The following is a 23,289-nucleotide window of genomic DNA, read 5'->3' as shown; positions in this document are numbered from 1 at the left end:
CTCAATCTCCTTGAACGATTGGTTGTGGTACGGCAATATTTTCGATGACTTCGTAATGCAATTCTACCCTTACTTTACCACTCTCTTTCCTCTGATGCAAAACTTTTTCGCCGCGAATGGCCGCCTCCTCCGGCAGCTTGGCCCGCAATTCGCGGCGGGCGATTTTTTTCGCTTCTGCGAACGCTTCCTCCCATGTATAGCTCCGCTTCACCACTTCCGCCTCGCGGATGGTGACGCGCTCGTAGTAAAACGGCAAGTCCCATTTCCAAAAGCGGAACGGTCGTTTTTCCTTCTCGATGATCGTGTGGGCAAACGGCGGCTTCTTCCATCCCCAAACCGGAAGGGAAAAGCGGCCAAAACCGATATAATGATGCTCGGTGAACTCGCCGGTCAACACATGAAACGTCGTCTCAAGCGGCAGGACAACGGTAGACTTGTACCATGTTTCGCCAAATACTTTCCCGGTGGCCGGCACAAATTTCGTCCGCCCTTCGGCTCCGATAATGCCGGAAACGAGCAATTGACCCTTTTGTACGTAATCGTTGACGGAAACGAGCGGTTGTCCTTCCTCAACGAATAAATCAGCCACCACCGCCTCTTTTTTCGCGACTAAATGGCGTGGGGGCGCCGGCTGTTTCGGTTCCGGAATCTCTTTTTCGACAACGCGGAAGTGAAGCGATGTTCCCTCCCATTGAACACCGATCCACGTGATGTCGTGGATGCGTTCCGTTAGCTTTTTTTGCATTGTTTCTGGATCATCAAGCAAAAATTGGAACGCGCCGCGTTCGACTCCCATTCGTTTCAGTTCGCGGGAAATTTGATGTTCTGTCTCTGGGGTCGCGCCTTCGATGTCAATGTTCCAAACGATGTTGGACAGCAAAAACATGATGGCCATAAAAGCGAGCAAGCCGAGCCAAAAGCCGCTGTTTCGCCACGCACGACGCCAAAAAAACGGCAGTCCGGTTCTCCCGACAAACGAAAGCTTGCATTCGCTTTGCCGGGCGATATGGCGCAGCCGTTTCACATCGCTGAGCTTAATGAAAAACGTCACGGTATCCCCGCTATGCTTTTTCACGTTCCATACAGCGATGCCGTTGCGCACACAGGCGTTGATCAACCGTTCCGTCCCTTTGCCTTCCGCCTTGACCCGCACGCTGCCGGCGAGCGTGTCGACCCATTCGTTTTTCATCTTTTTTCCTCCTCTATATAAACGACTTGGCTGATTTTTCCCTCCAACAAAATTTCTTCCGGCAAAATCGTTTTAATAACAAATTGTTCGCCGCGGACAAGCAGCTGACCGTTCCGCAGCAAAAGGCGGAGCTCTTTATCGCTGAACGCAAGCAGCCCGCGGTGGTTTTCGATGTAAATATGGATTTGCCCCACCATCGTAATGCGGGGCAGGTCCATCATGATGTCAGCGGGAAGCTCGAGCTTTTCCGCCATCCACCGCTTCATCTGCTGGCGCCACTTTTTCACCATTAAAAAGAACCCCCTTTCATCTCATATGTATGAGACAAAAGGGGGTTCTAGCACCGCTTTTCAAAAACAGCAGGCCCGCCTGCCGGCAAGGCCCATCGTGTTTTATGAAAGCTGTTGTTGGACTAATTTATTGACGAGCGAACCGTCCGCTTTTCCTTTCACTTTCGGCATGATCGCACTCATGACTTTTCCCATATCCGCCTTCGAAGAAGCGCCGACTTCCTTGATCGTCTGTTGGATCAGTTCGCGCAGCTCATCCTCTGACAGCGGCTTTGGCATATACGATTGAACGATTTCAATTTCAGTTTTCGCTTTTTCGACAAGATCTGAACGGCCAGCGTTTTCAAATTCTTGGAGGGAGTCTTTACGCTGCTTCAGTTCACGAGAAAGAACCGTCAGCTCTTCGTCTTCTGACAGCGGGCTTTTGCCGAGCTTGATCGCTTCGTTTTGCAGCGCCGCTTTCAACATGCGCAGAACGGACAGCTTTTCTTTCTCCTTGTTTTTCATCGCCTGCTTCATATCGTCATTTAAACGATCGAGAAGACTCACCGATTATACACCCTCTTTGATCCGTGCTCTTAGTGCTTGCGCTTTCTAGCCGCTTCAGATTTTTTCTTCCGTCTGACGCTTGGCTTTTCATAAAATTCGCGCTTTCTCACTTCTTGCAAAGTACCGGTTTTCGAAACGGCACGTTTAAAGCGACGAAGAGCGTCGTCGATCGACTCATTTTTGCGAACGATCGTTTTGGACATCCTGCTTCCCTCCCTCCGAACAACAACCATTGCATATTGTACTTGTCAATTATAATACATGCCGATGGAAAAGGTCAATAAAAAAAGCTTGGCCGCCCCGTCCTGTCCCGCTCTCCTTCAAAAAACGGTCATCGCCCGCGGACAAGGCCCATACATATAAGATGAAAGGGGAGATCGTCCGTGGGGCCGCTTTTGATGCTGTTTGCCATTTACACCGCCATTTTTTTGATCGGCATGTTCATGATGAAAGCCGGGTTTTACACTTTGTCCGGCCATCGGCTGAAGCGATGGCTCATGCGCTTTACCGCCACACCATGGCAAGCGTTTCTCGCCGGCTTGGCGACGACCGCGCTTGTGCAAAGCAGCTCGGCGGTGATGGTGATGACCGTCGGTCTCGTCGCCACCGGCTATTTATCGTTCCGGCAGTCGATCGGCATCATTTTAGGCAGCAATATCGGTTCAACGGTCACGACCGAGCTCATGACCCTCGATATCGGCGATGGCGCCATTTCGCTTCTTCTCGGCGGCGCGCTGCTCGTCTTGATCGGGCGTCACCGCCTCATTTACAGCATCGGGATGATTGCCGTCGGCCTTGCCGCCTTGCTGTTCGCCATGGACGGCTTCAGCAGCCTCGCTAAACCGCTGGCCGCCTATCCGCTCGTTGATGATTGGCTGCAGCAGACAAACCGTTCAACGACGGTCGGCCTCCTTGTTGGCATCGTCTTGACCGCCCTCGTTCATTCAAGCGCAGCGACAATCGGCATCGCCATGGGCTTTTTAACCGAACAGTTGTTGACGCTTCCAGCCGCCATCGCGATATTGCTTGGCGCCAACATCGGCACGTGCATTACCGGGCTGCTCGCCTCGATCGGTTCAAGCAAAGAAGCGCAGTTAACGGCCTACACCCATTTATGGCTGAACGTCACCGGCGTGGCCGTATTTCTTTTTTGGACCGAGCCGCTCGCCCGTTTCGCGGCCATGCTCAGTTCCGCGCCCGACGTGCAGCTCGCCCATGTAAGCGTCCTGTTTAACGTCATTTGTTCTGTCGCCGCCTTGCCGTTTGTCAGCGCCATTGAAACAGCTATGTTGTTTTTGCACACCCGCAGACGGACTTAATAGCCATTGCCGCCAGTTCGGCCGCTGACGATCGCCACCCCGGAGCTCGTCCCGATGCGCGTCGCCCCGGCTTCCATCATCGTTTCCGCTGTTTTCCGATCCCGGACGCCGCCGGAGGCTTTGACGCCTACTTTGTCGCCGACTGTCCGGCGCATGAGCACCACGTCCTCGACTGTCGCTCCGCCGCCCGAGAATCCAGTCGATGTTTTCACATAGTCAGCGCCCGCTTTCACTGCCAATTGGCAAGCGCGCACTTTTTCATCGTCGGTCAACAAGGCCGTTTCGATAATCACTTTCACAAGCGCCTTCCCGTCCGCCGCCTCGACGACCGCGCGAATGTCGCGCTCAACAAGCTCGTCAGCGCCGCTTTTTAACGCGCCGATATTGATCACCATATCGACTTCACGCGCGCCGTTTTCGATGGCGTTGTTCGTTTCAAACGCTTTCGTTTCCGGCGTTGTCGCCCCAAGCGGGAAGCCGATGACCGTGCAAACGCGGACATCGGTGCCGGAAAGCTCTTGTGCCGCCGTTTTCACCCACGCCGGGTTGACGCACACGGAAGCGAAGCCATATTGCTTTGCTTCTTGGCATAATTGAATAATCTGTTCTTCCGTCGCTTCTGGTTTCAGCAGCGTATGGTCGATCATTTTGGCGATATCCGCCGTCATGGAAAACCGCTCCTTTCTTCCGTTGCTGCAAAAATTGAAAGGTCTGACGTCTACCATCATACCATGTCCCTGCGACAAAAACTAGCCGTCATCTATATTCTCTCCCGTTTCCGTAAGCTTTTTAGCCCGAGGCAGCTCCATGCCAAAAAGCGAAAAACCCAGCCTAACGGCTGGGTTTTATGAGGCGTTGCACTTCGTCCTACCCGATGATGTGGATGGTTATGAGCTGACTTTTAGCGAGCGCATGGCCTCCTCCGGCACAATGCGGACAAACTCGCCTTCATTATACGGATAGCCCGCTTTCGTGATTTTCACTTTCACCAGTTCGCCGATCATCTTTTCGGTTGCCGGGAAGCGCACTTTCAAATAGTTGTCCGTATAGCCGATATACATCCCCGGCTCTTCCTTGTCGTGCTCTTCCGGAATGACTTCGAGCACTTGCCCTTCAAACCGGGAAGCGTATTCTTTTGCCAGCTGATCGGATAGGGCGATCAAACGGCGGACGCGGTCATGTTTCGTCTCCTCATCGATTTGGTCCGGCATGCGGGCCGCCGGTGTGCCGGTCCGCTTCGAATATGGGAAAACGTGCAGTTCAGAGAACCGCTGTTCGCGGATAAAGTTGTACGTCTCCATAAATTCCTCTTCCGTTTCGCCCGGGAAGCCGACAATGACATCAGACGTTACGGCGAGTTCCGGAAACACTTCGCGCAACCGGGCGAGCCGCTCAGCAAAAAATTCCACCGTATATTTGCGGCGCATCCGCTTGAGCACGGTGTTGGACCCGGATTGAAGCGGAATGTGCAAATGGCGGACGATTTTGTCCGAACGCTTCAACACATCGATCACTTCATCAGTAATTTGGCTTGCCTCAATCGACGAGATGCGGATCCGTTTCAGTCCCGGCACTTGCTCGTCCAAATCGCTAAGCAGCGCGGCAAAGTTGTAGTCTTTTAGATCGGTGCCATAGCCGCCCGTATGAATGCCGGTCAACACGATTTCCTTATAGCCGGCGGCGACGAGCTGGCGCGCCTGGCGGATGATTTCTTGCGGATCGCGCGAACGCATTAAGCCGCGCGCCCATGGGATGATGCAAAACGTGCAAAAGTTGTTGCACCCTTCTTGAATTTTCAGCGACGCCCGCGTCCGATCGGTGAACGCCGGCACGTCCATCTCTTCGAACACGCGCGTTTTCATAATGTTGTGGACCGCATTGATCGGCTGGCGTTCACGCTGAAATTGCCCGACATATTCTAAAATTTTATGACGGTCTTGCGTGCCGATCACAATATCGACGCCGGGAATCGCCATCACCTCGGCCGGCGATGTTTGCGCATAACAGCCGGTCACGCAGACGACGGCGTCCGGATTGCGGCGCACCGCGCGGCGGATGACTTGGCGGCTTTTTTTGTCGCCCGTATTGGTCACTGTGCATGTGTTGATCACATACACGTCGGCACGACTTTCAAACTCTTTCCGTTCATAACCAGCCTTTTTAAACAGCTGCCAAATCGCTTCTGTTTCATAATGATTGACTTTGCAGCCCAATGTATGGAAAGCCACTGTTGGCATGTTCTTCACCTCACTCCGCACCATCGCTGACTGTCAGCGAATGGCTTGATTTTGATATAACCAAACGGCTTCACTCCCGTTCTTTCCGACGCAGCTCCCATTCGTACGAAACAGCTGAAAGCAAGTACAGCGGCGCCGTTTCCGTCCGCAAAATGCGCGGGCCAAGGCTGCACGGAGAAAAACCGCTTTGTTGAAGACGCTCGGCCTCCTCCGGACTGAACCCGCCTTCCGGCCCAAAAACGGCCAGCAGCGAGCCGCCCGGCTTAAGGCCGGCCAGAAGCGCCGGAAGCGAGGCGTGCCGCCCTCCGCGCCCCTCCTCTTCATAGGCAAACAGCCGGTTATCAACCGTTTCCCCGAAAGCGATCAATTCCTTGAGTGAAAGCGGCGCCCACACTTTTGGCAGCAACGTGCGTTCCGCCTGTTCGGCCGCCTCTTTCGCAATTTTCCCCCAACGTTCCACTTTTTTCTCCGCTTTTTTGGCATCCCATTTAACAATCGAGCGGGCGGCCATAAACGGAAGAAAGCCGGCGGCTCCGAGCTCGGTTCCTTTCTGGATGACAAGCTCCCATTTTTCGCCTTTTGGCAACCCTTGGGCGATATAAATGCGCACCGGCAGTTCGCGCTCCTCTTCTTTCCATTGTACAATACGGGCGCGCACATGCTCATTGGCAATTTGTTCAATCGTGCACACCGCCGTGCGCCCGTTCGGAAAAACGCAGGCGATGGCGTCTTCCGGCTTCATGCGCATGACGCGGACGATATGATGGGCGTCATCGCCGCTGATGACGACGTTTTCGCCTTGACGCTCCCGATCGGAAACGAAATAGCGCTGCACCAAACATCCCTTCTTTGCTTACGGTTTGATGGCGACAAACGCCACCCAGTCTTCCATCGCAACAACTTCTTCGATGACAAACCCGGCGGCAAGCAGCCCGTCTTTGACATCCTGTTTTTTCGCCTGGATGATGCCGGACGTGATAAAGCGGCCGCCCGGCTTCAACAGCCGGAAGGCGTCGGAAGCGAAGCGCAAAATGATTTCCGCCAAAATGTTGGCGACGATGACATCAGCCGGCTCGTCAATATGGTCAAGCAAATTGTTTTGCGCCACCGTGACGATAGACTGCACTTTATTGAGCTTGACGTTCAGCCGCGCGCTGTCGACTGCCACCGGATCTAAGTCGAGCGCCCGCACTGATCCGGCGCCAAGCATGGCGGCGGCAATGCTCAAAATGCCGGATCCGGTGCCGACGTCAATGACGTCATCGCCGGGGCGCACATATTTTTCGAGCGCCTGCAGGCACATGACTGTCGTCGGGTGGGTGCCGGTGCCAAACGCCATGCCTGGATCCATTTCGATGATCAGCTCATCGCCGGAAGCCGGCTCATATGTTTCCCATGTCGGCACGATTGTAAACTTTTCCGATACTTTCACCGGATGGTAATGTTTTTTCCACGCCGTCGCCCATTCTTCCTCATTCACTTCGCTCAACGTAATGTTATTTTTGCCAAGGTCAATATCATATAGCCATAAATTGTTAATCGCCTGCTTAATTTGTTCCACCGTTTCGCCAAGAAAACTATTGACCGGCAAATACGCTTTAATGATGACCCCTTCTTCCGGATAATCGTCCGGATTGAGCTCGACGATTTCGCCATACCAGTCGTCGCGGTCTTTCACGAGATCGTACGGATCTTCGATGACAACGCCGCCGGCACCCGCTTCATGCAAAATGTTTGAAATCGCCTCGACCGCCTCATGCGTCGTATGGATGCTGATTTCTGACCATTTCATCGCGCTCACGCTTCTCCTTTAAACGCCTTTTTTACTTTCTCAAAAAACCGGCCGTGCGGCCCGTCATGCATTGTTTCTCCGCCGAGCCGATCGAACTCGCGCAGCAGCTGCTTTTGTTTCTCTGTCAGCTTCGTCGGCGTGACGACGCGGACGACGACGTGTTGGTCGCCTTGACCGTAGCCGTGCACGTTCGGCACTCCTTTTCCTTTTAAGCGGAAGCGCGTGCCCGTTTGCGTACCGGCCGGAATTTTCAGCTTTACATCACCGTGGAGCGTCGGCACCTCAATTTCATCGCCGAGCGCCGCTTGGGCAAACGAAAGCGGCACTTCACAATAAATATCATCGCCATCACGTTTGAAAAACTCATGTGGTTCAACGCGAAAAACGATGTATAAATCCCCCGGCGGCCCGCCGTTGACCCCCGGCTCCCCTTTGCCGGCAACGCGCAGCTGCTGGCCGTCGTCGACGCCAGCCGGAATTTTGACATGAATTTTTTTTCGCTGTTTGACGCGCCCCGTGCCGCCGCACGTCGAACATTTTTCTGGAATATAGCGCCCCGTGCCGCCGCAAACCGGGCACGTTCGGCGGTTGACGATGCGGCCAAACGGCGTCGCCTGTTCACTTGTCACTTGTCCGCTGCCGCCGCAATGCGGACACGATTGCGGGCTTGTTCCCGGTTTGGTGCCGTTGCCGTGGCATGTGTCACACAGCTCTTCATGCGGCACTTCAATTTCCGTTTCTTTCCCGAACGCTGCTTCCTCAAACGTGAGCGTCATCATATATTCCACGTCGGCCCCTTTGCGCGGCCCGCTCGCCCGCCGGCGTGAACCGCCGCCAAAAAACGTCTCAAAAATATCTTCAAAGCCGCCAAAACCGCCGAAACCGCCAAAATCAAACCCGCCGCCTTGGAAGCCGCCCCCGAACGCCTCGTTCGGGTCGGTATGGCCGAACCGGTCGTAGCGGGCCCGCTTTTCATCATCGCTTAACACTTCATACGCTTCTTTAATCTCTTTAAACTTCTCCGCGGCGTCCGGCGCTTTATTAATGTCTGGATGATACTGCTTCGAAAGCTTTCGATACGCTTTTTTAATCTCGTCTTTCGTCGCGGTTTTACTGACGCCGAGAACTTCGTAGTAATCGCGCTTCGCCATCGTTGATCATCCACTCCCGATTCACTCACATAAAGGTTATTTTATCATTCCCCTTGACTTTATGGCAACATGGGAATGCTAGAAAAAAAGTCAAAGCCAAGGCAGGCCTGACTTTGACTGTTTGCACCATTATTTGTCGTCCTTCACTTCTTCAAATTCGGCATCAACGACATTGTCCCGGTTGGCGGCGCCAGCTTGTGCCCCGGCCTCTTGCGCCTGTTTCGCCGCTTGCTCATACAGCTTGATCGACAGTTGCTGCACCGCCTCTTGCAGCGCGTCTTTTTTCTTGCGGATATCATCAAGGTCGTTTTTCTCGAGCGCCGCTTTCAACGCATCTTTCGCATCTTGCGCTTTTTTGATTTCATCAGCGCTCACTTTCCCTTCAAGCTCTTTCACCGTTTTTTCAGTTGTAAAGATGAGCTGGTCGGCTTCATTGCGCAGCTCGGCCGCTTCCTTCCGCTTCCGGTCGGCTTCGGCGTTTTCCTCCGCCTCTTTGACCATGCGCTGAATTTCTTCTTCCGACAGGCCAGACGACGATTTAATCGTAATCGATTGCTCTTTGTTCGTGCCCAAGTCTTTGGCGCGCACATGGACGATGCCGTTGGCGTCAATGTCAAACGTCACTTCAATTTGCGGCACGCCGCGCGGCGCCGGCGGGATGCCGGTCAGCTGGAAGCGGCCGAGCGTTTTGTTGTCCGCCGCCATCGGGCGCTCCCCTTGCAGCACATGGATGTCTACTGTCGTTTGGTTGTCGGCGGCCGTGGTGAACACTTGCGATTTGCTCGTCGGAATGGTCGTATTCCGTTCGATTAATTTCGTGAACACGCCGCCCATCGTCTCAATGCCAAGCGACAGCGGGGTAACATCAAGCAAGACAACATCTTTCACTTCACCGGCAATGACCCCGCCTTGAATCGCCGCACCGATGGCGACGACTTCATCCGGGTTGACGCCTTTGTGCGGCTCTTTCCCAAGCTCGCGCTTAATCGCCTCTTGGACAGCCGGAATGCGCGTCGAACCGCCGACTAAAATCACTTTGTCAATATCAGCCGGCGTCATGCCAGCATCTTGCAGCGCTTGGCGAACCGGCCCCATCGTCCGTTCGACGAGGTGGGCGGACAGCTCTTCAAATTTCGCCCTGGTGAGCGTTGTCTCCAAATGGAGCGGGCCGTTTTCGTTCGCGCTGATGAACGGCAGCGAAATTTGCGTCTGCGTGACGCCCGACAGTTCTTTTTTCGCCTTTTCAGCTGCATCTTTCAAGCGCTGAAGCGCCATTTTATCTTTCGATAAGTCGATGCCATACTCTTGTTTGAACTGGCTGACCAAATAATCGATGATCACTTGGTCGAAGTCATCGCCGCCCAAATGGTTATCCCCGGCAGTCGCTTTCACTTCAAAGACGCCGTCGCCAAGCTCCAAAATGGAAACGTCAAACGTCCCACCGCCCAAGTCATAGACGAGAATCGTTTGATCCTCCTCTTTGTCAAGACCGTAAGCGAGAGCGGCCGCCGTCGGCTCGTTGATGATGCGCTCAACTTCAAGCCCGGCGATGCGTCCGGCATCTTTCGTCGCCTGGCGCTGGGCATCGTTAAAGTACGCCGGGACGGTGATGACGGCGCGTGTCACCGGCTCTCCCAAATAATCTTCGGCGTACGACTTCAAGTATTGCAAAATGATCGCCGAAATTTCCTGCGGCGTATATTGCTTCCCTTCGATGTCAACTTTGTAATCCGTCCCCATGTGGCGCTTAATCGAGATAATCGTGTTCGGATTCGTGATCGCCTGCCGTTTGGCGACCTCACCGACTAAACGCTCACCGTTTTTAAACGCTACAACCGATGGGGTTGTGCGGTTTCCTTCCGGGTTTGGAATGACTTTGGCTTCGCCGCCTTCTAACACGGCGACGCAAGAGTTTGTCGTCCCTAAGTCAATGCCGATAATTTTGCTCATCGCTCATCACCCTCCATTTCCGTTATTGGCTTACCTTGACCATCGCAGGACGGAGAATGCGATCCTTTAACTTATAGCCCTTTTGGAATTCCTCGACCACTGTATTCGGCTCGTAGCCGCCTTCATCCGTCTGCATGACCGCTTGATGCAAATGGGGGTCAAACGGCTTCCCGACCGCTTCAATCGCCTCGACGCCTTCTTTTTTCAACGCGTCAAGGAGCGAACGGTACACCATTTCCATCCCTTGCAAAATCGATTTGGCTTGTTCATTTTCCGTCTCTATTTTCAAGGCGCGCTCAAAGTTGTCAAGCACCGGAAGCAAATCGCTCGCCAAACTTTGGGCGCGGTATTTTTCAGCCGCTTCCATCTCTTGGCGTGTCCGGCGGCGGAAATTTTCAAAATCAGCATACAGGCGGAGATAGCGGTTTTCCATCTCAGCCAACTTGGCTTCGAGCTCCGCCACTTGCGCTTTGGCGGCCGCGAGCTCCCCCGCCTCGGCTTGCACCTCCTCAGCAGATCCGGTTGCCCCAGAGACCGGCTCTGGCTCCCCGCCAACCGACCCGGCAGCATCCGCTTCGCCTTCCGGCTGTAGAACCGCCTCTTCCGACGAAACCGGCTGCTCCATTTCAGGTTCGTTGTATGTAGCTTGTTCAGTCATTTGTTTTTCTCCTTGCTCCATTGCTTTCACCTCCCCAACAGGGCTCACCATTTATGTACCAATGGCCACAAGGAAAGGATGGACTGTGCATCCATCCGTTAACCAATATGGCCATTCTTACTGATTTTGATACCATTTTGCCAACGCCGCCGACAAATCGGAGGCAACGCGGTTTAAGACGGTGATCACGCGCGAATATTCCATGCGCGTCGGGCCGAGAATCGCAATCGTCCCAAGCGGCGCATCGCCGACTGAATATGTGGCCGTAATCAGGCTGCAGTTTTCCATGCCGCTCAGTTCATTTTCCCGCCCGATTGACACTTGCACCCCTTTTCGACTCTGCTTTCGCAGCAGGCGGTAAATATCCTTTTCCTGCTCGATGATGTTCAGAAGCGGGCGCACTTTTTGGATGTCGCTGAATTCCGGCTGATTGAGCATGTTCGCCTTGCCGGCGAAAAACATTTTTTCCTCTTCGGGGGCACCGATCGTATCGATCAGCGTATTGAGCATGCTGTCATAATTTCTAATATGCCGGCTCAGCACATCGGCCACTTCCCTGTCGATTTTTTCCTTTAAATCAATAAGGGGAACACCGTTCAACCGTTCGTTTAAAATGTTGACCATTTTTTCGAGATCGCTGGCGTTAACCGCAGCCGGAATCGTCACCACCCGGTTTTCGACGTGGCCTGTATCGGTCACAACGATGGCAACAGCCGTCTGTTCGTTGAGCGGAATGATTTGCATCCGTTTCAACTTGTTTTCTTTAAACGCCGGACCGAGGGCGATCGACGTATAATTGGTCAAGTCAGATAAAATTTGTGCCGATTTTTGCACCAGCTTCTCTAACTCATATATGCGCTCGGCGAACACAGAGCGGATTTTTTGAATATCTGCCCTTGTCAACCGCTGCGGAGGCAACAAGTGGTCAACATAATAGCGGTATCCTTTCTCCGACGGCACGCGGCCCGAGGAAATGTGCGTTTTTTCAATATAGCCCAGCTCTTCCAAATCCGCCATTTCATTGCGAATGGTCGCCGAGCTGAACGCGATTTGATGCTTTTTTGATAACGTCCGCGAACCGACAGGCTGCCCGGAACGAATGAAGTCGTCGATAATCACCTGCAAAATCAGCAGTTGACGGTCCGTTAACACGTTTCTCACCTCTGTTAGCACTCAAACATTTCGAGTGCTAATTCTACTATTAGGGTAGCAAATCGCTCGGCAAATGTCAATGTTTACATTTCGCCGAGAAAGGCGGCGAACACTTCATTGCCGAGCAGCTTGCCGCGCTTTGTCAAGCGGACGTGGGTCGCCGTCTCCTCAAGGCGTCCGTTTTCGATTTCACGACGGATCGCCTCGCCAAACACGTCGTTCATCTCACAGCCAAACTTTTGCTGGAAGCAGGCCTTGGACACTCCTTCCGTCTTGCGCAATCCTAAAAACATTTCCTCCTCCATCTGTTCGCGGACGGTCAAGCGGTGTACGTCGCGGTGCGGCCATTCGCCGCGTTCCACCTTCTCGATGTAATGGCGGACCGGACCGATATTGGCGCGCCGCACTCCATCAACGTAGCTGTGTGCCCCGGCACCGATGCCGTAATACTCTTCATTGTTCCAGTACACGAAATTGTGCCGGCTTTCAAATCCTTGGAACGCGTAGTTGCTAATTTCGTATTGCCGATAACCGCGGGCTGTCGTTCGTTCCATTGCCGCTTCATACATCGCCGCTTCTGCCTCCTCCCCCGGAAGGTAAAGGCGGCCTTTTCGCCACTCATTGTAAAAGATCGTTTTCGGCTCAAGAATGAGCGAATAGGCAGAAAGATGCGGCACATGAAGCGAAAATGCCGTTTCCAAATCGGCAAGAAACTGTTCAAACGTCTGCCCGGGAAGCCCGTACATGAGATCGAGGCTGATATTTTCAAACCCGGCTTCCCTTGCCATGGCCACCGCCCGCTCGGCATCGCCGCGTCGGTGTGTGCGACCGATCGCTTGAAGAAGCTGATCATCGAACGTCTGCACCCCGATGCTTAACCGGTTTACCCCAGCCGCGCGGAGAATGGAAAGTTTTTCTTTAGTCAGCCCATCCGGGTTCGCTTCGACCGTAAACTCCGCCATTTGCGCGTCAAACTGAAAATGGCGGTGGATGCTCTCAAGCAAGCGGCCGAGCTGCGCCGGCTCCAACACCGTCGGCGTGCCGCCGCCGATAAACAGCGTCTCGAGATGGCTGCCGAACTCGGCCGCCGTCCACGCCATTTCTTGATCCATCGCCCGCAAATAACCGTCAACCGGCTGGCCGGCGGCGAACACTTTGTTAAAGTCGCAATAATGACAAATATGGGCGCAAAACGGAATGTGAAAATATGCTGATGTTGCCATAGTCATCCTCCTTTCGGCTGCAGCCGGATTGCCGGCATAACGGCTCGTGGCATCTCTCATCCTTCCGCCGGCGTCGCATAGCGATAAACAAACAAGGCCATCCCCGAAGGAGACAGCCTTGCTCGTTATTTTTTCTGGTCATCGATTTTCAAGACAGCCATAAACGCTTCTTGGGGCACTTCGACCGAGCCGATTTGTTTCATTCGTTTCTTTCCTTCTTTTTGTTTCTCAAGCAGCTTCCGCTTCCGCGACACGTCGCCGCCGTAACATTTGGCAAGCACGTTTTTGCGCAGCGCTTTGATCGTCGAACGAGCGATGATTTTGTTGCCGATCGCCGCCTGCACCGGCACTTCAAACTGTTGGCGCGGGATTAAATCTTTCAACTTTTCAACAATCACTTTGCCGCGCTCATACGCCGCATCACGATGGACGATAAACGATAAAGCGTCGATTTTTTCCCCATTCAACAAAATATCCATTTTGACAAGATTCGATGGGCGGTAGCCGATCAATTCATAGTCAAATGACGCGTATCCTTTCGTGTTCGACTTTAAAGCGTCAAAAAAGTCGTACACAATCTCGGAGAGCGGGATGTCGTAAATGAGCATGACCCGCTTTTCATCTAAATACTGCATATCGACGAACGTGCCGCGCTTTCCTTGGCAGAGCTCCATGACCGGGCCGACGTAGTCGTTTGGCACCATAATCGTTGCCTTTACATACGGCTCTTCGATGCGGTCAATTTTTTGCGGATCCGGCATATTCGTCGGGTTGTCGACGGCGATTTCCGTCCCATCGGTTAAATACACCTTGTAGACGACGCTCGGTGCCGTTGTAATTAAATCGATATGGAACTCGCGCTCGATCCGCTCCTGAACAATTTCCATATGGAGCAAGCCGAGAAATCCGCAGCGGAAACCGAATCCAAGCGCCTGTGACGTTTCCGGCTCAAAATGAAGTGCCGCGTCATTGAGCTGCAGTTTCTCAAGCGCTTCGCGCAAATCGTTGTAGCGCGCCGTATCGATCGGGTACAGGCCGCAAAACACCATCGGGTTGAGCTTTCGGTAGCCGGGGAGCGGCTCAGCGGCCGGCCGTTCGGCGTCGGTGATCGTATCACCGACGCGCGTATCTGTTACATTTTTAATGGAAGCGGTCAAATAGCCGACATCGCCAACCGTCAGTTCGTCAACCATTTTTTGTTTGGGCGTAAACACGCCGACTTCGGTCACTTCAAATTCTTTGCCGGTCGACATCATTTTAATGCGTTGCCCTGGCTTCACCGTTCCGTCGACGATGCGAATGTAGGCGACAACGCCGCGGTATGGATCATAGAGCGAATCGAAAATGAGCGCTTTCAGCGGCGCATCCGGATCGCCTGACGGGGCCGGAATTTTTTCCACGATTTGTTCCAAAATTTCTTCAATGCCAATGCCCACTTTCGCTGAGGCGAGCACTGCTTCGGAGGCGTCAAGACCGATGACGTCCTCGATTTCCTGACGAACGCGCTCCGGCTCGGCGCTTGGCAAATCGATTTTATTAATGACCGGCAAAATTTCCAAATTGTTATCAATTGCCAAATACACGTTGGCGAGTGTCTGCGCTTCAATGCCTTGTGCCGCATCGACGACCAAGATCGCTCCTTCGCAAGCGGCCAGGCTGCGGGACACTTCATACGTAAAATCGACGTGACCCGGTGTATCGATCAAATGAAAAATATACGCTTCCCCGTTTTTCGCTTTATATGTCAACTGAACCGCATTCAATTTGATTGTGATGCCGCGTTCGCGCTCGAGATCCATCATGTCGAGCGTCTGCTCCCGCAGCTCGCGCTCCGACAGCGCGCCCGTTTTTTCTAAAATGCGGTCCGCTAGCGTCGATTTTCCGTGGTCAATGTGGGCGATAATGGAAAAGTTTCGAATCCGTTCCTGCCGTTTCAGCCGTTCTTCCCGGTTCATCGTCTCTCACTCCTGCTTCTTCGCAAAACTACACTAGCTTTGATTATAGCAACAGTGCGAAGAAGATTCAATGACCAAGGTAAAAACAAAAAAGCCGCCATGCCTGGCGGAGCAATCATCGTTTGAACTTGTCCGGAAACCGGCTAACTAAACGCGCGGCCGACGAGCGACAGCACTGTCTCCATGAACGCCGTCACCGCATCCGCAAACTGCCGGCCGAGTTCAGAAAAGAGATTGAACGTTTTCAGTTCCTCAATCGTTTCCTTTTTTTCCTGCAAATCACCTGCCGTCACCGTCCGTCCGAACACGGCCGTCTCAAGCTCTCCGTTTCCATTTTTCTCGATCTGAATGACGGACGGAAACGACGGGTCAGCGTAGCCCCGCATTCGCTCCATGCCGTGGTGCGCCTGCTGCATGCCCAACAACACACCGAAAAAAAGGAGAAAGAGCGCTAGACTAAACCGAATAAACCACCTTGCCATATACGACGCCCCTTTACTTTTTCTCCGCCGGAGCCGGCGCTTCGACTTTTTCCGCCTGCCAATAATAGTCGCTGAACACATCGGCAAAAGCAGTCGCCGAACGGAACAATTCAGCAAACGTATTGTCGACGCCACCGAATTCAACTAAAATCGCGTTCCCGGATAAATCTTGATTAAATTTTCCATCCGTTCCCGCTCCTTGTTTCTTAATGACCCCACGGCTCAACCCCGGGTATTTTTTCTGCAGCAGATGATGGAGATCTGTCGCCAGCTGCAAGTTTTTCTCATATTCCGCGTTCTCGCCGCCGACAATAAACGCCACACGTGCGTAGTCAACCCCATTGATCGTCGTCGTCGTATATTTCCGTCGGTGCGCATCGCGGTGAATATCGATGAAGTATTGCAGATCGCGATTTTGCTTCATCGCCGCGACGACCGTTTGTCTTGACATGTCGTACGCTTGGCCGTATTTCATCCCCTTTTTCAACAATTCCGCTTCAATATCGGTTTTGTTAACTTGCGCGCCAATTCCCCGCTTCTCTAATTCTTCCATTAATTTTTCTCCAACCTTTGTCACATTTACGCTTCGGTGGAACGCTAAATCCGGGTCGGTCACACCTTTTAAGGCCGGCAAATACGACTCACGCGTATGCGTATGGTAAATGTAGACGACCTCTCTTCCCCCCGTCGTCTGCGCGGGCGGCGGAACCGGCTTTTCATCTTGGCTTTGCTCCGCTTGTTCGAGCTCCTCAACCGATGCCTGCCGCTCAGCGAGCATCACTTCAAGCGGCGGCGCTGATTCGTACGGAATATTCGTATAATCCGTCCCTTCACCGGCGACCAAAATTTTGCTGTCATACAAGGCAAAGCCCGGCAGCTCGCTGCCGAGCAGGCTGCGCGGGTCATCGGGATTGATGCTTGTCGCCAAGCGGAATAACAGCGACGAATAACTCGTCTGTTGCCGCTCTTTTGGCAGCAGCTGGGTAAAATAACGATTTTCAAGCCCGAACAGGCGAATGAACGTTTCTTCCGGAAAATGGGCCGCCATATCGTTAAGCGACGATGACGACGGGCGGTATTCCGGACGCAGCGACGTAAGCGCTCCGACGAGCATAAACATCATCATACATCCAAGAACGATGAACATCAGCAATTTTTTTAAACTGGCTCTTGGAACAGTGATCACGACGTTTGGGGAGCGCCCTCGTTTCATCTTTTCCACCCTTTCCCGGCTTGTCTCCTCACTTTAACGTATGGCCAAGCAGGAAAAGATAGAACCGTTTTTTGCCTAGTGGGTGTAAGAGCCCGTATTGCCTTGATCGACTTGCTGATGCAGCGCCGCGTTTAAGCCGCCGGCCAACAAGTTGGCCATATCGCCGATGAACGAATCGACTTCCTTCGGTGTCACCATTAAGTTATGTCCAAGCGGAGCGAGCACTTCATAAATGAGGCGGCGCTTTTCGTCATCGCCAAGCGTGCCGACCATGCCCAGGAATGTCGATCGTTCTTGCGGAGACGGCATATCGTGTTCGGTCAACTTCTTTTTGCGGCCGAACGCCCAGCCAGCCGGAGCCAACGCGCTTGACGGCCGCTGTCCTTCGCGCATCTCACGGCCGAAATGTTTTAAAATGAAATCGATCGTGTCGCTTGTGATCGAGACGGCATCGACGACCGTCGGAACGCCAATTGAAATGACCGGGATGCCAAGCGTCTTATCGCTTAGCTCTTTCCGCTTGTTGCCGACCCCGGAACCAGGGTGAATGCCGGTATCCGAAATTTGGATCGTCGCGTTGACCCGTTCAATTGAACGGGCTGCCAGAGCATCAATAACGATGACAAAATCCGGCTTCGTTTTCCGGACGACACCATCAATAATATCGCTCGTTTCGATGCCGGTCGTCCCCATCACCCCGGGAGCAAGGGCGCTCACCGGCCGGAATCCTTCCTCGACACTTTCCGGCTGCAATTGAAACAAATGGCGGGTGACGAGCACGTTTTCGACCGTCAACGGCCCGAGCGCATCAGGGGTGACGTTTTGGTTGCCAAGCCCGACAATCAGGCAGCTCGCTTGCTCGGGAATGCGGAGCCGTTGTAAAAAGGTGCTCAGTTGTTCCGAAAAAATGCGCTGCACTTTTTGCTGCAATTCCGTGTTTTGTTCGCGGATGCCTTGCGCCTCAATCGTCAAATAATGGCCCGGCTTTTTGCCAATTGACGCTGCCCCTTGCTCTGTGACATGCACGTGCGACAGTTTGACGCCGTCGATCTCCTGATCATGAATGATGACTCCCTCAATCGGCGAGGCGCTTTCTTTTTTTTGCTGCAAACGCTCCTCGACCGCGATCTCATGGGCTTCGATCGCTAAGTCGGTACGCACCGAGTACATGCGTAAATCAAGCGGCTGTTCCATCTCGTTCCTCCTCGTTCATGCTGTTTTCTTTTATTGTCGCCGCAATGGGGCCGTGTCATTCATATTTTGTAAAGGATTTTCGCTTGAACACTCTTGCATAATCAAAACGCGTTTGATAGAATAACATTTGTTCTTCCTGTTGTTCACAGCAGAAATAGGAACGGTAATGGAGGTGAACGGACGTGGCTAACATTAAATCGGCGATCAAACGCGCGAAAACGAGCGAAAAACGTCGGGCTCACAACGCCTCGATGAAATCGGCCATGCGCACGGCGATCAAAAAATTTGAAACGCTTGTTGAAGTGAAAGACGTGGAAAGAGCGCAAGAAGCGTTCATTATCGCGTCGAAAAAATTAGACAAAGCCGCAAGCAAAGGCCTTATTCATAAAAATGCCGCCAGCCGGCAAAAATCGCGTTTAGCGAAAAAATTAAACAGCATCCAAGCTTCATAATAAAAAACGACCTGGCGCCAGGTCGTTTTTTTGTACTGCATGAATCTTCTGGGCATTCCAACGGAAAAGGCGGGCCCGCCCGCTTGCGCACAAGCCCAAACGCCAAGGGGCGGCCGTACAACGATCAGCTGCCGCGCTTTGCCGCCGGGCGGGCGCCCCAACGCATGAGCAGCAGCTCGACGGCCAGGCGGCGGTCCATGGCTCCACTTTTCACTTCATAATCAGCGGCGGCTAACTGATCGATTGCTTCCGTCAGCTCCGTATCAGAAAAACGGGACGCCTGGCCAAGGGCGAGCTTGACGCGGAACGGATGCACTTTGAGCACCGAGGCGATTTGCGTCTGCCCATAACCTGCTTCAGAGAGCCATTTCACTTGCGCCAACAGGCGGAAATGGCCGGCGAGCAATGCCAAAATTTTGATCGGTTCCTCATTGTTTTCAAGCAAGTCGTAAAACGTCTGCAGCGCCGCCGGAATGTCGCGCTTCGCTACTTGCTCGACAAGGACAAAGACGTTTTCCTCCGGTGTTCGGGCAACAAGCTGCTCCACCGCCGCCGCCTCCACCGTCCCACCCGGCCCGGCAAACAAGGCCAGCTTATCCATTTCATTCGCCAAGACCGCCAGCTGCGTTCCGGCCCGGCGCAAAAGCAGCTCAATGGCTTCGTCACTCACCGACACCCCTTGGTGTTCGAACCGGCGGCGCACCCAGGCCCGCAACTCCGCTTCGGCGAGCGGGGCGGCGACCACGACTTCGCTGTGCTCTTTGGCGAGCTTCGTAATTTTTTTCCGCTCATCAAGCTTGTCATACGGCGCGAAAAAAACGACAATGGAAAACGGCGCCGGCGCTTTTAAGTATGCCTCCACCTTCGTCAAATCGTGCTCGATCTCCTTCTCTTTTTCGGCCGTAAAAAAATACGGATGCTTAATGAGGATGACGCGCCGTTCCCCAAAAAACGGCACCGTCTCCGCCTCCTCGAGCGCCGCTTGCACCGGTGTTTCTTCGCAGTCATACACGGCAAGATTCCATTCGCGTTCTTCGTCGCCAAGCGCCGCCTTCACTAACCGTTCGTACGTTTCCACTAATAAAAACGGCTCGCTGCCATATAATAAATAAAGGGGAGAAAACCTCCGTTTTTCAATATTTCCCCATACCCGTTCCAGCATGTTCCCTTCTCCATTCTCTAGCAAGATTCCCTGCTAGAAAGATACACCGTTTTCCGCCATTTTACAAGGGAACCGGCTGTCGAGAAAACCGGTTCCCCTTTATATAAACGCCGGCCAATAAGTCCTAGGACCTTATTTGCCAGCGGGTTATTTTTATGTTTTCCCGGCCGTTTGAAAGTATTTGTGTCAACTGTTGTCAAGGAAGGAAAATGGACAAGCGACGGTAGATTTTTTTGGTGTTTTCGTCTATACTAAAAATGATTGCACGAGGAGGGGGAAAACGATGAACGTATTTGAAAAGGAAGTGCAAAGCCAACGGAATGACGCCGTCGATTCCGCCGTCGGGTTTATCGTGTCGTTCGGCTTTTTCGCGACGATATTCATCATCGCGACGCTGATCGAATTTTTCGGCCGGTAAAGGGTTGCTTACATAAGCAATCCTTTTTTCTTTGTGTATAATATGCTATGGTTTTATTTGCTGAAAGGTTCCGCTTTTTTTGCCTACTGCATTGTATGGCTTCATCACCTGAAAAGTTCCGCTTCCGCCATCATAAAGATACCGAATGGCTCCGTTTTCATCCGTCCGCCAACTGATGACGCCTTGTTGCTTCAGCCGTTCTAGCACCTCCGGGGACGGGTGGCCATAACGATTGAAACGGCCGACCGAAATAAGCGCAGCCCGCGGCTTCACTGTGCGCAAAAACGGAGCAGTTGTCGACGTTTCACTGCCATGGTGCGCGACTTTCAATACATCGATGCGCAGCGTCGGATAGGCGCGGATGAGCGCTTCCTCCGCTTCTTTTTCAATGTCTCCGGTAAACAGCCAAACGAAACCGCCAAGGCGAGCAAGCAACACAAGCGAGCCGTTGTTGTCCTCATCGTTCCCTTTTTCCGGATGGAGCACAACGAACCGCACGCCTCCCTCTGTCCATCCTTCCCCCCGCACCGCGGTGTGGACCGGCACGGAAAACGGGCGCGCTACCGCCTTTACGGCCGGCCGTGCTCCCGGACTGGTGACAATTTCGTTGACGCGTATGGCCTTCATCACCTCAGGAGCCGCCCCGATATGGTCGGCGTCATCGTGCGTCAAAAGGAGTTTGTCGATCGTTCGCACCCCTTGCGCTTTTAAAAACGGGACGACGACATCGCGGCCGACGGCAAACGGACGAGCCCGCTCGCGCCACGGTTCACGCCCCCACTCCGGCGTCCCCCCAGTGTCAATGAGATAGACCGCTTTCCGATGAGGAAGTTCAATGTAAATGCAATCACCTTGGCCGACATCGAGCACCGTCACCTCCCCCTTCGGGTTCACGTATGGGGCGGCCAGCTGCAACGCCATCGCCGCCGCGACTGTTGCCAACCCGCGAATGATCCAACCGCGCTCCCAACAAAGAAACGCCGCTGCGACCGCTGCCGCATAAACGGCCAAGCACCACGGCTCCGGGCGCCCGAGCACAAGCATCAATGGATGGTCGGCCGAGAAAAAACGAACGACCGCATTCGTAAGCCCAACCGTTTGAACAAACAGCCAAACGAGCGGAAAAATCGGAACAGCAGTGGATAGAAAGGAGAGTGGCAACACAACAAACGAATACCAAGGAACGAACACGACATTGAGAAATACGCTCCAAACAGAGATTTCGTAAAAATGGTAAAGCAAAACCGGCAGGGCGGCCGTTTGAGCGACGAGTGCCGTTTGCAGCAACCGTCCCACTATCGAGCGAACAGCAACAAGCGCCGGAAAATGAACGAGGAGGACGAACGTCACTACAAACGACAGTTGAAATCCGACATCCCACACCATGTACGGATCGAAGACCAAAAGTGCAAGGGCGGTCCAGCTTAACGCGTCGAGCGGATGGATCGCTCCTTTTTTCCATTGGACCGCGAGCACGATCATGCCTGTCGCACAAGCGCGCAAAACCGATGGCGAGGCGCCGGCGAGCACCGCGTAAACCGGCAGGGCGGCCAGTAAAGCGACGACAACCGCCTCGCGTGTCACGAAACGGATCGCTGCGGCAAACACCGCACCGACAAGCAAGGTGACATGGCCGCCGGAGATGGCCAGCAAATGGATGAGCCCAAGCTCTTGGTAGCCGCTGAGCACCTCATCATCCAACTGGCGGCGCTCGCCGTAAATCAGGGCGGCGGCCACGCCAGCGGCCTCCGGCGGAAAACGGTCTTCAATATGGCGGACGCCCGCCTCGCGAATCGTCATAAGCCGTTCGATGGCAGTCGGGCGTACGCGCACACAATCCGAAAGGTCAATCTCTTCGGGGAGAAACAGCCAGTGAATGTGGTGGAAGCGCAAATAGCGTCGGTAGTCAAACGCATACGGATTGCTTGCCGGCATCGGGGGCTCGAGTGTTCCAGTGACGCGGCATACCGTCCCAGGCACCAGGCGCGCTTGCAGCGCCTCTTTTTCCGCCGCCGTCCGAACGGTGTAACGAAGCTGCACCTTTTCCCGGCCGACTTTGACCGGCGCCTGCAGCCGGTCGCCATCGATCGCCGGCGGGGCGGAAAAGCGAACCAAAAGCGAATGTCGGCCGTCGGAAAGGGATGTGTTGTTATGATGATCAACGAAAAGAAAATAGACGAAAAATAAGGAGGCGGCAGCCAAAGCGGGCACCAAGAGGTGCTGGCGGCGAAGGAAAAGAAGAAGGAGATACCCAAAAAGGAGGAAAAATGCCGGCTTGGACAAAGAGGCCGCCGCTACGGCCAAAAGCGCCGCCGCAGCGACATAAATAGCTTGTCCCCTCATGATTCTTCCCCGCCGGAAAGTTGGGCAAACACATCCATCTTCAACGGCACTTGCACGAGCCGGACGCCGGCTTGGGCAAACAGCTCGAGGGCGTACGGATGGTTTTTGTAATCTTGCGCGTAATAGACGGCGCGAATACCGCTTTGAATGATTGCTTTGCAACAGTGCAGGCACGGAAAATGAGTGACGTACATCTCGGCCCCTTCGGTCGGGACACCAAACTTGGCGCATTGCAAAATGGCGTTCATTTCAGCGTGAATCGTCCGGACGCAATGGCCATCAATGACGTAGCACCCTTCGTCAATGCAGTGGGCGCCGCCGGCGATCGAACCGTTATACCCGCCGGCAATGATCCGTTTGTCGCGCACAATCGTCGCCCCGACCGCGAGCCGCGTGCACGTGCTGCGCAGCGCAAGCAAATGGCTTTGCGCCATAAAATATTGATCCCATGTCATCCGCTCCATGTCATATCCCTCCGGTCGTTTTGATAATTTTAGTCTAATCGCCGTCCATGGCGCCGTCAACGCCAAAAAACGTCCGCGGGTCCCTGACCCGCATAC

The 23,289-nt window shown here is 53.7% G+C and carries 23 protein-coding genes; 3 read left to right on the top strand and 20 right to left on the bottom strand.

What is annotated here, in order from left to right:
* Position 1: 1 nt before the first annotated feature.
* The 4 genes from yqfD to rpsU form a co-directional block, all read right to left on the bottom strand.
* On the bottom strand, positions 2–1,189 hold the full coding sequence (gene yqfD / locus ACTVDO_RS01165; RefSeq protein ID WP_442900893.1) for a sporulation protein YqfD: 1,188 nt from the start codon (positions 1,187–1,189) through the stop codon (positions 2–4).
* Complete coding sequence (gene yqfC, locus ACTVDO_RS01160) at positions 1,186–1,479, bottom strand: sporulation protein YqfC (RefSeq protein ID WP_020960626.1); 294 nt, start codon at positions 1,477–1,479, stop codon at positions 1,186–1,188. The genes yqfD and yqfC overlap by 4 nt, the downstream gene beginning before the upstream one ends.
* 102 nt (positions 1,480–1,581) lie before the next feature.
* Complete coding sequence (locus ACTVDO_RS01155; RefSeq protein ID WP_020960627.1) at positions 1,582–2,028, bottom strand: GatB/YqeY domain-containing protein; 447 nt, start codon at positions 2,026–2,028, stop codon at positions 1,582–1,584.
* A gap of 29 nt (positions 2,029–2,057) precedes the next feature.
* Entirely contained in the window at positions 2,058–2,231 is a 174-nt protein-coding gene (rpsU, locus tag ACTVDO_RS01150) for a 30S ribosomal protein S21 (RefSeq protein ID WP_008879912.1), read from the bottom strand.
* Positions 2,232–2,411: 180 nt separating this feature from the next.
* Here rpsU and ACTVDO_RS01145 point away from each other — a divergent pair, with 180 nt between their 5' ends.
* Complete coding sequence (locus ACTVDO_RS01145) at positions 2,412–3,347, top strand: Na/Pi symporter (protein ID WP_020960628.1); 936 nt, start codon at positions 2,412–2,414, stop codon at positions 3,345–3,347.
* On the opposite strand, the gene deoC is transcribed toward ACTVDO_RS01145, so the two are convergent.
* The 13 genes from deoC to gpr all read right to left on the bottom strand — a co-directional run bounded on the left by deoC (position 3,344) and on the right by gpr (position 18,354).
* Positions 3,344–4,015, bottom strand: coding sequence for a deoxyribose-phosphate aldolase (gene deoC, locus ACTVDO_RS01140; protein ID WP_020960629.1), 672 nt, complete (start codon positions 4,013–4,015; stop codon positions 3,344–3,346). The two genes, ACTVDO_RS01145 and deoC, sit on opposite strands and share 4 nt — an antisense overlap.
* A gap of 219 nt (positions 4,016–4,234) precedes the next feature.
* Positions 4,235–5,584: a tRNA (N(6)-L-threonylcarbamoyladenosine(37)-C(2))-methylthiotransferase MtaB gene (gene mtaB, locus ACTVDO_RS01135; RefSeq protein ID WP_020960630.1), complete on the bottom strand. Its 1,350-nt coding sequence runs from the start codon at positions 5,582–5,584 to the stop codon at positions 4,235–4,237.
* Between the two features lie 70 nt (positions 5,585–5,654).
* Complete coding sequence (locus tag ACTVDO_RS01130) at positions 5,655–6,419, bottom strand: 16S rRNA (uracil(1498)-N(3))-methyltransferase (RefSeq protein WP_020960631.1); 765 nt, start codon at positions 6,417–6,419, stop codon at positions 5,655–5,657.
* 18 nt (positions 6,420–6,437) lie between these two features.
* On the bottom strand, positions 6,438–7,376 hold the full coding sequence (prmA, locus tag ACTVDO_RS01125) for a 50S ribosomal protein L11 methyltransferase (RefSeq protein ID WP_023817692.1): 939 nt from the start codon (positions 7,374–7,376) through the stop codon (positions 6,438–6,440).
* 5 nt (positions 7,377–7,381) lie between these two features.
* The gene (gene dnaJ / locus ACTVDO_RS01120; protein WP_020960633.1) at positions 7,382–8,527 is read right to left on the bottom strand and encodes a molecular chaperone DnaJ; all 1,146 of its coding nucleotides are present in this window, start codon (positions 8,525–8,527) and stop codon (positions 7,382–7,384) included.
* Between the two features lie 129 nt (positions 8,528–8,656).
* Entirely contained in the window at positions 8,657–10,477 is a 1,821-nt protein-coding gene (dnaK, locus tag ACTVDO_RS01115) for a molecular chaperone DnaK (RefSeq protein WP_442900892.1), read from the bottom strand.
* A 22-nt stretch (positions 10,478–10,499) separates the two neighbouring features.
* Complete coding sequence (gene grpE, locus ACTVDO_RS01110) at positions 10,500–11,156, bottom strand: nucleotide exchange factor GrpE (protein WP_020960635.1); 657 nt, start codon at positions 11,154–11,156, stop codon at positions 10,500–10,502.
* Between the two features lie 96 nt (positions 11,157–11,252).
* Positions 11,253–12,287, bottom strand: coding sequence for a heat-inducible transcriptional repressor HrcA (gene hrcA / locus ACTVDO_RS01105; protein ID WP_020960636.1), 1,035 nt, complete (start codon positions 12,285–12,287; stop codon positions 11,253–11,255).
* Positions 12,288–12,370: 83 nt separating this feature from the next.
* The gene (gene hemW, locus ACTVDO_RS01100; RefSeq protein WP_020960637.1) at positions 12,371–13,510 is read right to left on the bottom strand and encodes a radical SAM family heme chaperone HemW; all 1,140 of its coding nucleotides are present in this window, start codon (positions 13,508–13,510) and stop codon (positions 12,371–12,373) included.
* A gap of 125 nt (positions 13,511–13,635) precedes the next feature.
* On the bottom strand, positions 13,636–15,465 hold the full coding sequence (gene lepA / locus ACTVDO_RS01095) for a translation elongation factor 4 (RefSeq protein ID WP_020960638.1): 1,830 nt from the start codon (positions 15,463–15,465) through the stop codon (positions 13,636–13,638).
* Between the two features lie 143 nt (positions 15,466–15,608).
* The gene (locus ACTVDO_RS01090) at positions 15,609–15,947 is read right to left on the bottom strand and encodes a DUF3679 domain-containing protein (RefSeq protein ID WP_442900891.1); all 339 of its coding nucleotides are present in this window, start codon (positions 15,945–15,947) and stop codon (positions 15,609–15,611) included.
* Between the two features lie 13 nt (positions 15,948–15,960).
* Positions 15,961–17,160, bottom strand: coding sequence for a stage II sporulation protein P (gene spoIIP, locus ACTVDO_RS01085; RefSeq protein ID WP_020960640.1), 1,200 nt, complete (start codon positions 17,158–17,160; stop codon positions 15,961–15,963).
* A gap of 75 nt (positions 17,161–17,235) precedes the next feature.
* Positions 17,236–18,354, bottom strand: coding sequence for a GPR endopeptidase (gene gpr, locus ACTVDO_RS01080; protein WP_020960641.1), 1,119 nt, complete (start codon positions 18,352–18,354; stop codon positions 17,236–17,238).
* Between the two features lie 182 nt (positions 18,355–18,536).
* Here gpr and rpsT point away from each other — a divergent pair, with 182 nt between their 5' ends.
* Complete coding sequence (rpsT, locus tag ACTVDO_RS01075; protein ID WP_442900890.1) at positions 18,537–18,806, top strand: 30S ribosomal protein S20; 270 nt, start codon at positions 18,537–18,539, stop codon at positions 18,804–18,806.
* Between the two features lie 124 nt (positions 18,807–18,930).
* On the opposite strand, the gene holA is transcribed toward rpsT, so the two are convergent.
* Positions 18,931–19,968, bottom strand: coding sequence for a DNA polymerase III subunit delta (gene holA / locus ACTVDO_RS01070; protein WP_020960643.1), 1,038 nt, complete (start codon positions 19,966–19,968; stop codon positions 18,931–18,933).
* A gap of 283 nt (positions 19,969–20,251) precedes the next feature.
* On the opposite strand from holA, the gene ACTVDO_RS01065 reads away from it, so the two are divergent.
* On the top strand, positions 20,252–20,386 hold the full coding sequence (locus ACTVDO_RS01065; RefSeq protein WP_020960644.1) for a YqzM family protein: 135 nt from the start codon (positions 20,252–20,254) through the stop codon (positions 20,384–20,386).
* A gap of 45 nt (positions 20,387–20,431) precedes the next feature.
* Here ACTVDO_RS01065 and ACTVDO_RS01060 read toward each other — a convergent pair whose 3' ends face one another.
* Together ACTVDO_RS01060 and ACTVDO_RS01055 are read right to left on the bottom strand one after the other, a co-directional pair.
* On the bottom strand, positions 20,432–22,729 hold the full coding sequence (locus ACTVDO_RS01060) for a DNA internalization-related competence protein ComEC/Rec2 (protein ID WP_442900889.1): 2,298 nt from the start codon (positions 22,727–22,729) through the stop codon (positions 20,432–20,434).
* Entirely contained in the window at positions 22,726–23,193 is a 468-nt protein-coding gene (locus ACTVDO_RS01055) for a ComE operon protein 2 (protein ID WP_020960646.1), read from the bottom strand. Before ACTVDO_RS01055 ends, ACTVDO_RS01060 begins: the two co-directional genes overlap by 4 nt.
* Between the last annotated feature and the right edge of the window lie 96 nt (positions 23,194–23,289).

Origin of the sequence: Geobacillus sp. BK01 (assembly GCF_052220245.1) — a bacterium.
GTDB lineage: Bacteria > Bacillota > Bacilli > Bacillales > Anoxybacillaceae > Geobacillus.
The sequence above is the reverse complement of the archived record's forward strand: the minus strand, read 5'-3'. Positions and strand labels throughout refer to the sequence as shown.